This is a genomic window from Pseudomonas sp. SIMBA_068, assembly GCF_046534705.1.
GTDB classification, from domain to species: Bacteria; Pseudomonadota; Gammaproteobacteria; order Pseudomonadales; family Pseudomonadaceae; genus Aquipseudomonas; species Aquipseudomonas putida.
This window is the reverse complement of sequence record NZ_JAWRYI010000089.1, coordinates 1-398: the sequence shown is the minus strand read 5'-3', so window position 1 is coordinate 398 and position 398 is coordinate 1. Positions and strand designations below refer to the sequence as shown.

The window sequence follows — 398 nt, the reverse complement described above, 5'->3', positions numbered from 1 at the left end:
CCGCCAGTGCCCGCAAGCGTTGCAGGCGCATGGCATCGTCGTGGCCCCGATGCAGGTGCACCGCCAGCCACAGGCGCTCATCGAACACATCGCGCAGCCACTTTCCGGTGGCCGTATCGTCACTGTCATCGGCCACCCACAAGGCCAGCAGGCCCTGACCGTGCAGCTGCAGGTCGTCACGAAAAAGCTGGTACTCACCCTTTTCTGCCCGCCGACGGGCACGGGTGATCAGTGCGCACAAGTTCTGGTAGCCGGCCAGGTTTTCGACCAGCAGCACCAGCTTGGGGCCGTCGTGCAACTGCACCTCGCTGCCGACGATCAGCCGCAACCCATGCGCCTTGGCGGCCTGCCAGGCGCGCACGATACCGGCCAGGGTACATTCGTCGGTGATAGCCAAC

General features: G+C 65.3%; 1 protein-coding gene. It reads right to left on the bottom strand.

All coding sequences use genetic code 11. The features are described from left to right. The coding region (locus SB756_RS28295) for a PHP domain-containing protein (protein WP_410912804.1) at positions 1–398 on the bottom strand (398 nt) is incomplete at both ends.